This is a genomic window from Chelonobacter oris (assembly GCF_000772535.1).
In the GTDB taxonomy this organism is placed as follows: Bacteria; Pseudomonadota; Gammaproteobacteria; order Enterobacterales; family Pasteurellaceae; genus Chelonobacter; species Chelonobacter oris.
The window spans coordinates 158,318-167,756 of record NZ_JSUM01000002.1 but is presented as its reverse complement, the minus strand read 5'-3'; the positions used below and the strand labels follow the sequence as shown (position 1 = coordinate 167,756).

At 49.1% G+C, this 9,439-nt stretch carries 9 protein-coding genes; all 9 read left to right on the top strand.

The features are described from left to right. The coding region (locus OA57_RS01460; protein WP_034612483.1) for a YadA family autotransporter adhesin at positions 1-2,088 on the top strand (2,088 nt) is incomplete at its 5' end. Between the two features lie 100 nt (positions 2,089-2,188). Beyond that, positions 2,189-2,932, top strand: coding sequence for an OmpA family protein (locus OA57_RS01455; RefSeq protein WP_034612481.1), 744 nt, complete (start codon positions 2,189-2,191; stop codon positions 2,930-2,932). A gap of 227 nt (positions 2,933-3,159) precedes the next feature. Next, positions 3,160-3,912 carry a 30S ribosomal protein S2 gene (rpsB, locus tag OA57_RS01450; RefSeq protein ID WP_034612478.1) on the top strand — a complete coding sequence of 251 codons (753 nt, stop codon included), beginning with the start codon at positions 3,160-3,162 and terminating at the stop codon, positions 3,910-3,912. A 133-nt stretch (positions 3,913-4,045) separates the two neighbouring features. Beyond that, positions 4,046-4,894, top strand: a complete 849-nt coding sequence (tsf, locus tag OA57_RS01445) for a translation elongation factor Ts (protein ID WP_034612474.1) — start codon at positions 4,046-4,048, stop codon at positions 4,892-4,894. A gap of 130 nt (positions 4,895-5,024) precedes the next feature. Next, positions 5,025-5,750 carry a UMP kinase gene (gene pyrH / locus OA57_RS01440; RefSeq protein ID WP_034612472.1) on the top strand — a complete coding sequence of 242 codons (726 nt, stop codon included), beginning with the start codon at positions 5,025-5,027 and terminating at the stop codon, positions 5,748-5,750. Positions 5,751-5,802: 52 nt separating this feature from the next. Then, entirely contained in the window at positions 5,803-6,360 is a 558-nt protein-coding gene (frr, locus tag OA57_RS01435) for a ribosome recycling factor (protein ID WP_034612470.1), read from the top strand. A 198-nt stretch (positions 6,361-6,558) separates the two neighbouring features. Beyond that, on the top strand, positions 6,559-7,749 hold the full coding sequence (gene ispC / locus OA57_RS01430) for a 1-deoxy-D-xylulose-5-phosphate reductoisomerase (protein WP_034612468.1): 1,191 nt from the start codon (positions 6,559-6,561) through the stop codon (positions 7,747-7,749). 55 nt (positions 7,750-7,804) lie between these two features. Continuing rightward, complete coding sequence (uppS, locus tag OA57_RS01425) at positions 7,805-8,533, top strand: polyprenyl diphosphate synthase (RefSeq protein WP_084589840.1); 729 nt, start codon at positions 7,805-7,807, stop codon at positions 8,531-8,533. Positions 8,534-8,556: 23 nt separating this feature from the next. Continuing rightward, on the top strand, positions 8,557-9,429 hold the full coding sequence (locus tag OA57_RS01420; RefSeq protein WP_034612466.1) for a CDP-archaeol synthase: 873 nt from the start codon (positions 8,557-8,559) through the stop codon (positions 9,427-9,429). The last annotated feature ends 10 nt before the right edge of the window (positions 9,430-9,439 follow it).

Here is a 9,439-nt window from a genome sequence, read left to right as displayed (position 1 = left end):
ACATTAAACGACGGCTTGAGATTCCAAGGCGATACAGGTAATGCGATTGCGAAGAAACTGAACGAAACCTTGAGCATTAAAGGCAACGTTGCCGCAGATGCTGAGGTTACCGATAAAAATCTGCGTGTAGATAACGTTAATGGGGATTTGATCCTGAAAATGGCGCGTGATTTGACGGACTTGAACAGCGCAATATTTCTTGATCAGGCTGGAAACCGTACGGTGATCGGTGCTAACGGCATGACGATTGTGTCGGCGGATCCGAATAAACCGACCGTTAGTTTGACGGAAAACGGTTTGGATAACGGCGGAAATGTCATCAGTAATATCGGTGCGGGCAAAAACGATGCTGATGCAGTGAATAAAAAACAATTGGACGATGCCGTTAAAAATGTGGTGGATAATGCGAAAACCGCCAGCGTAAAAGCCGGAAACAACACCACGGTAACAAGCAGTGTTAATCCTGCTGATGCGAATGACACGGTTTATACGGTCAATGCGGAGAAAAGTACGGTTACAGCCGGTTCGGATTTGGTTTCTGTAGCCTCTGCAACAACCGAGGCGAGCAACGTCACCGATTATAAGATTGACCTGTCGGAAAAAGCAAAAGCGGAAATTGGTGCCGCCAAGACTGAAGTTAAAGCGGCTGACGATGAAGCCAATGTGACGGTAACGCCGAGTGTGGGTGAGAATGGTCAGGCTGTTTATGAAGTGGCACTGAACAAAAACTTGTCCGTGGATAGCGTGAAAACAGGTGATGTTGAGATTTCTGCCGGCGGTATCAATGCCGGCGATAAGAAAATCAGCCACGTTGATGCCGGAACGATTGCACAAGGGAGCAAAGATGCCGTCAACGGCGGTCAATTGTTTAATCAGGGCGAAGGGGTGAAAAACATCATCGGCGGCAACACCGTTTATGATCCTGAGACCGGCTCGTATACCAACAATAATATTGGCGGAACCGGTAAGCGTAATCTCAATGATGCGATTCAAGCCGCAAACGAGAAAGCCAATGCAGCTGCCGAGCAGGCGGGTAAAGGCTGGAATCTGTCGGTGAACAATGGGGTTAACGCCGGTAATATTGCGCCGGCGGCAACGGTTGATTTGAATAATGTTGATAAAAACATTGTGATCAGCAAAACAGAGAACAATGTAACCTTTGATCTGAATAAATCGGTAACGGTCGACACGATTACCGCCAATGAAAGCATCAAGGTCGGTGATATTACCGTATCCAAAGACGGTATTAATGCCGGCAATACCGTGATCGGCAATGTGAAAGCGGCAGAGATCAAACAAGGCGGAACCGATGCGGCGACCACCGGTCAGTTGTATAACAATGCACAGTCTATTGCCAAAACGTTAGGCGGCGGTGCAACGATGGATGCCGGCGGCAATATTACGGCGCCGACTTATAACGTGGTCAACGGGGATCCGGCAAGCGGTAATTCGGTTCAGGTTTATACGGTTGGCGATGCGATCAATAACTTAAGCGCTGCGGTGCAAAAACCGTTAACATTTGAAACCGATACCGGCAGTTATGTTGCCAAGTTGGGCAGCTCGATTGCCGTCAAAGGGGACGGAAACAATATTTCTACTTCGGTTGACGCTAATGGGAATATCAGCGTGAAGATGGCGGAAGCACCGACATTCAATACGATTACTGCAAACCGCTATAACGTGGGCGATAAGACATATATTGACGGCAACGGTATTAACGCCAACAATCAAACAGTCAACAATGTGGCTGACGGTGAAATATCCGCCACCTCCAAACAAGCGGTTAACGGCAGCCAATTGCACGCCACCCATCAGGCGATTAATCATGTGAATAATCGTATTGACGGGCTGGCGAAAGATATTGACGGTGTCGGTGCGACGGCTGCGGCAATGTCGAGCCTGCCGCAAGCCTATTTACCGGGACATTCTGCCGTTGCGGTGTCGGGCGGTGCGCATGGCGGACAAAATGCGCTGGCGTTGGGGGTATCCCGTATCTCCGATAACGGTAAAGTGATTGTCAAACTGAATGCCGCCCATAACAGCCGTGGCGATGCCACTGCCGGAGTCGGTGTGGCTTATCAATGGTAATCAACACGTTATCGTCGTCGCAGTTGAACGGGCGTTCACGACTGTCAAACCGGTCTGCCCCCGTTTATAACGGATAATGAAATATTAAAAGGAACATAAAATGAAACAGTATACCAAATATGTTTTAGTGCTGATCGTCGCCATGGCGCTGGCAGGCTGTCGTTTGAGCGATGTGAAAGCCGACGGCACCACCGACGAGCCGGTATGGCCGAAAATCGAAGATGCCGGTGTTAATTTCAGTGGTTCGCAATACGGCATTTGGCCTAACTGGGACAATGTGCGCATGATCGAAAAAGGCATGAACAAAGATCAGTTGTATTATTTGATCGGCAGACCGCACTTTTCCGAAGGGCTGTTTGCGGTGCGTGAATGGGATTATGTGTTCAATTACCGTCAAAACGGAGAACATAAAATCTGTCAGTACAAAGTGTTGTTTGATAAAGATATGAACGCCCAATCTTTCTTCTGGAATCCGCTCGGCTGTAACAATCAGTTTGCGCTGTCGGGGGATTTCTTGTTTGATTTTGATGCGTCAGGCTTGACGATACAAGGCAAATCGGCACTGGACGGCGTGATCGGCGGTTTGCGGGCCGAGAATGTGAAGGCAGTGGAAATTGCCGGTTACACCGATCGTCTGGGTTCTGAGCGATATAATCAATTATTGTCGCAAAAACGGGCGGAAGCGGTGAAAGCCTACTTTGTAGAACAAGGTTTTGCACCAAGTGCGGTGACGGCGGTCGGTTACGGCAAAGCGGATCAAGTGGCGGCGTGTGAAAACGAGCAAGGGCAGGCGTTGCGCGATTGTCTGAAGCCGAACCGCAGAGTGGTGATCTCAGCAAAATAAACCGTCTCAACCTTGTATCGGAATCGGGGCGGACGCATAAGTACGCTAAATTTGCTGGCTATTTGGCGCCGATTATGGTATAAAATGCGCCGTCATTCCGAATGGTCGGCATGGCGTTATGATTAATTCAGACTTCACACACATATCACTTACTGTCAGTCGGGGTGCCAAACGGTCGATGCGACAGGATATGTGGAGGCTAAACCCCAATTTATTAAGGAATTATTATGGCACAAGTTTCAATGCGCGATATGCTGCAAGCTGGCGTACATTTCGGTCACCAAACCCGCTACTGGAATCCAAAAATGAAATCTTACATTTTCGGACCGCGTAACGGCGTTCACATCATTAACCTGGAAAAAACCGTTCCGATGTTCAACGAAGCGTTGGCTGAATTGACCCGAGTGGCGGGCAACAACGGGAAAGTGTTGTTTGTCGGTACCAAACGTGCGGCAAGCGAAGCGGTAAAAGAAGCGGCATTAAGCTGTAACCAATACTTTGTAAACCACCGTTGGTTGGGTGGTATGTTGACAAACTGGAAAACCGTTCGTCAATCAATCAAACGTTTGAAAGATTTAGAAGCGCAATCTCAAGACGGCACTTTTGAAAAATTAACCAAGAAAGAAGCGTTAATGCGTGCGCGTGAAATGGCCAAACTGGAATTAAGTTTGGGCGGAATCAAAGATATGGCCGGTCTGCCGGACGCTATCTTCGTTATCGCAGCGGATCACGAACACATTGCAATCAAAGAAGCCAACAATTTAGGGATTCCGGTATTTGCGATTGTCGATACCAACACCAATCCTGACGGCGTGGATTACATCATTCCGGGTAACGACGATGCTGCGCGTGCCATTCAATTGTACCTGACCGCAGCGGCGGCAGCGGTAAATGAAGGCCGTTCCCAGTCTAACCCTACCGTAACAGAAGAAAGCTTTGCCGAAGCGGAAGCCGCAGTAGAAGCACCGGCAGCGGAATAATGTTATTGGTAATAAGGCAATTTGCCCTTATTAACCACCAGTGATTAATTGGTTAGCAGGGGGCTTGTGAGAGTTCCCTGCTTTTTTATTCAAAGTGCGGTCAGGCAGACGGCACTGACAAGAGGATTTTAAAATGGCTGAAATTACAGCGGCATTAGTTAAAGAACTGCGTGATCGTACCGGCGCAGGTATGATGGAATGTAAAAAAGCATTGGTTGAAGCGAATGGCGACATTGAATTGGCGATCGACAATATGCGTAAATCCGGACAGGCAAAAGCGGCTAAAAAAGCCGGTCGCGTTGCGGCTGAAGGGGTGATTTTAGCGCGTGTTGACGGCGGTTTCGGCGTGTTGGTCGAAATGAACTGTGAAACCGATTTCGTTGCCAAAGATGCCGGTTTCTTGGCGTTGGCAAATAAAGTTGCAGATGCGGCATTAGCCGGCAAAGTGACTGATGTCGAAGTGCTGAAAGCACAATTTGAAGAAGAGCGCGCGGCACTGGTTGCAAAAATCGGCGAAAACATGAATATCCGCCGTGTTGCGGCGATTAGCGGCGATGTTGTCGGCGACTACTTGCACGGGGCGAAAATCGGCGTGTTGGTTGCGGCAAAAGATGCGGATGCGGAATTGGTGAAACACATTGCGATGCACGTGGCGGCAAGCCGTCCGGAGTTTGTCAAACCGGAAGACGTTTCTGCCGATGTCGTCGCCAAAGAGCGTGAAATTCAGGTGGCTATTGCGATGGAATCCGGCAAACCGCGTGAAATCGCCGAGAAAATGGTGGAAGGCCGTATGAAGAAATTCACCGGCGAAGTCTCTCTGACCGGTCAGCCGTTCGTTATGGATCCGTCCAAATCCGTCGGGGATTTGCTGAAAGAGAAAGGTGCCGATGTGACCGGCTTTATCCGCTTCGAAGTGGGTGAAGGGATCGAGAAAGTCGAAACCGATTTTGCCGCCGAAGTGGCAGCGATGCAAAAAGTCTGATAAAACCGATAAAGGCGAGGAAACTCGCCTTTTTAGTAAATGACGGATAGACATTGCAAAATGGTGATCAAATAAATCGTAACACTAAACTATTTGATCAGCACTTTGATGACAGCGAGGAGAGAAAAAAATGAATACACAATCGACCTATAAGCGTGTTTTATTGAAATTAAGCGGTGAAGCCCTGCAAGGCGATGAAGGATTTGGTATCGATCCGTCGGTGCTTGATCGGATGGCGATTGAAATCAAAGAACTGGTTGAATTGGATGTGCAAGTGGCGCTGGTTATCGGCGGCGGCAATTTGTTTCGTGGCGCTAAGCTGGCTAAAGCCGGTATGAACCGTGTAGTCGGCGATCACATGGGCATGCTGGCAACGGTGATGAACGGCTTGGCGATGCGCGATTCCCTGCACCGCGCCAATGTGAATGCAAAACTGATGTCGGCGTTTCCGCTCAACGGTGTTTGTGATACCTACAGTTGGGCGCAGGCGATCCGCTTGTTGAATCAGGGACAGGTGGTGATATTCTCCGCCGGAACCGGCAATCCGTTTTTTACCACCGATTCCGCCGCCTGTTTACGCGGGATTGAAATCGAAGCGGACGTGGTGTTGAAAGCGACCAAAGTCGATGGGGTGTATGATTGCGATCCGGCGAAAAATCCGGATGCAAACCTGTATCGCAATTTAAGTTATCAGGACGTTCTGGAAAAAGAACTGCAAGTGATGGATTTGGCCGCCTTTACGCTGGCGCGCGATCATAATATGCCGATTCGGGTGTTCAATATGAACAAGCCGGGCGCTTTAAAACGTGTTATCCTCGGTGAAAACGAGGGAACCTTGATTTGTCACTCGGAATAGTATAAAAATAGCGGTTTGCAGCCGTTTGATTAACATTACAAAGGAAAACAGCGTGATTAACGACATTAAACAAGATAGCGAACAACGCATGGAAAAAAGTATTGAGGCGTTTAAGTCTCAGATTTCCAAAATCAGAACCGGCCGAGCCCATCCGAGTTTACTGGACGGCATTCAGGTGGAATATTACGGTGCGGCAACGCCGTTGCGCCAATTGGCGAATGTGGTGGCGGAAGATGCCCGAACGCTGGCTGTCAGCGTGTTTGACCGCTCTTTGATTCAGGCGGTGGAAAAAGCGATTTTGACTTCCGATCTCGGGTTGAATCCGGCTTCGGCAGGCACGACAATTCGCGTGCCGTTGCCGGCATTGACCGAAGAGCGCCGCCGTGATTTGACCAAAATCGTGCGTGCCGAAGCGGAGCAGGGCAAAGTCGCCGTGCGCAATATTCGCCGTGATGCCAATGATCAGATTAAGGCATTGCTGAAAGACAAAGCGATCAGTGAAGACGATGAGCGTAAAGCACAGGACATGATTCAAAAACTGACCGATATTTATGTCAAAAAAGTTGATGAAGCGTTGGCGGAAAAAGAAAAAGAGTTGATGGAATTTTAATTTTTATTCATCGGGTTTTTGATCGTAAAGTGCGGTTGTCAGACGAATTGATAACCGCACTTTTGGTTTTTTTTCGACTGTTCGGTAATCGTATTCGGCAGATTGAGCATTTATGCACAGTCTTTTGCCATTGTTCCGCCGGTTGCCGTTTAAAGTGAATTTGCTTAACGGAAAATATTTAATGTTATACGGTGAACTATGCAACAAAATATCGTGATTTTAGGTTCTACGGGATCTATCGGCAACAGCACATTATCGGTGATTCGGCACAATCCCGAACAGTACCGCGCATTTGCCTTAGTCGGTGGGCGCAATGCCGAATCGATGGCGCAGCAGTGCTTGGAATTTCAACCGCAGTTTGCCGTTATGGCAGACGAATCGGCAGCAAACGAGTTGAAAGTGCGGTTGGCGCAAACCCTCAAAACCGACGTGTTGTGTGGAGAGCAGGCGATTTGTGAAATTGCCGCACATTCGGAAGCGGATACGGTGATGGCGGCGATTGTCGGGGCGGCGGGCTTGCTGCCGACATTGGCGGCAATTCGGGCGGGGAAACGGGTTCTATTGGCGAATAAGGAGTCGCTGGTTACTTGCGGACAACTGTTTATTGATGAAGTGGCGAAATCGGGCGCAACCCTGTTGCCTGTCGACAGCGAACACAATGCGATTTTTCAGGCGTTGCCGCAAAGCGAGCAGCAACGGATCGGACATTGCCGCTTACATGACAGCGGGATCGATAAAATTATTTTAACCGGATCGGGCGGTCCGTTTCGGAATACCGCACTTTGCGATTTTGATCGTATCACGCCGGCACAGGCGGTTGCCCATCCTAATTGGTCGATGGGGCAGAAAATTTCGGTCGATTCGGCAACCATGATGAATAAAGGGCTGGAGTATATCGAAGCCCGTTGGTTGTTTAATGCTGCGGCAGAACAGATGGAAATTATTATTCATCCGCAATCGATTATTCATTCGATGGTGCGTTATGCCGACGGCAGCGTTTTGGCGCAAATGGGCAATCCGGATATGCGTACGCCGATTGCCCATAGTATGGCGTATCCGAACCGCACTTTTGCCGAGGTATCGGCACTGGATTTTTTCAAAATCAATGCGTTAACTTTCGTTGAGCCGGATTACCGACGTTATCCTTGTTTGAAGTTGGCGATCGACTGTTTTGCCGCCGGACAATATGCCACCACGGTGATGAATGCCGCCAATGAAGTTGCGGTCGAGGCTTTTTTGCGGGGGCGGATTCGTTTTACCGATATTGAGCGTGTCAATCGGCAAACGGTGGCGGAATTTCCGAGCGCCGTGATCTCACAAGTCGAAGATGTGATTGAAATTGATCGAAAAGCCAGAGAATCGGCCGCGCGGCTGATTTTAACTTTTTAAGTTATTTCCGGCTTATGATATAGTGAGCCGACGAAAAGGCTTGAATTGGACGATTATGGATAAACATTTCACTTTTGATCGACAAAATATGCCGCAACATGTTGCCATTATTATGGACGGTAACGGGCGTTGGGCGAAAGAAAAAGGGAAGCTGCGTCTGGTCGGGCACAAAAACGGCGTGCAGGCGGTGCGCAAAGCCGTGACGTTTGCGGCGCAGCACCATATCCGATCTTTGACGCTATACGCCTTCAGCAGTGAAAACTGGTCAAGACCGGAAAGTGAAGTCAGCGGTTTGATGGATCTGTTTATGCTGGCATTGAACCGTGAAGTCGGCAAATTACATAAAAACAATATCAAATTGCGGATTTTGGGCGATATCGGTCAATTTAGCCGTTCATTGCAAGCCAAAATCAGCGAAGCGGAAGCGCTGACCGCCGAGAATAGCGGACTGATTCTGAATATTGCCGCCAATTACGGCGGGCAGTGGGATATTGTACAGGCGGCGCAAGCATTGGCAAAGCAGGTCAAGTGCGGTCAATTGCAGCCGGATCAGATTACGCCGGCGCTATTGCAGCAACATTTAGTCACGGAGCGGCAGGCGCCGGTGGATCTGTTGATTCGAACCAGCGGTGAGCAGCGGATCAGTAATTTTCTATTATGGCAGGCGGCATACGCTGAATTTTATTTCAGCCCGGTGTTATGGCCGGATTTTGATGAACATGCGTTTGCCGAGGCGATTATTGCGTTTCAGGCACGTGATCGCCGTTTTGGTGCAACGGATTAAGATAGATTAAAGGGGAATTTCAGGTGCTTAAACAGCGTATTATTTCGGCAGCCGTATTATTGTTATTGGTGATTGCCGCACTGTTTTGGTTTTCGCCTTATGCTTTTGCATTGACGATCGCCCTGATCGTGGTGCTCGGGGTGTGGGAATGGTGCCGGTTTGCCGGTCTCGGGCATGATCTTTGGCGTTGGCTGATTACCGCACTTTCAGCCTGTTTTTTATTTGTCGTGCTGTTTTCGGCGCGTGATTACATTAATGCCGGGATTGTTCTCGATAGCCGCACATCGTGGCTGTTGGTGATTGCGCTTGTTTGGTGGTTTGTTGCTTTTCTACTGGTGAGCCGTTATCCGCACTCCACTCGATATTGGCAGAAACCGGCATTGTTACAGTTGATTTTTGCCTTCTGCACCTTGATTCCTTTTATGCTGGCATTACTGGCGTTGCGGCTGTATCACTACAATCAAAACAGTCACGAGGGGATATTATTGCTATTGTATGTGTTGGTATTGGTCTGGAGTACCGATTCCGGCGCTTATTTTTTCGGCAAAGCAGTCGGCAAGCATAAACTGGCGCCTAAAGTGTCACCGGGGAAAACCTGGGAGGGCGTTTTTGGCGGGGTGTTAACCGGACTGATTATCGGCGTGCTGTTTGTGCTGCTGACGCCGACGGATTTTATTTTGAGAGCGGTTCCTTTGCCGTTGCTGTTAGCGGTTTCTTTCGGGACGATAGTGGTGTCGATTCTGGGGGATTTGACCGAAAGCATGTTCAAGCGCCACGTCGGCATTAAAGACAGCAGCCGTTTGATTCCGGGACACGGCGGCGTGTTGGATCGCATTGACAGCCTGACGGCCGCATTGCCGTTTTTTTGTGCTATGTTTTATTTTTATCTTCTATAGGGAAGCGCAC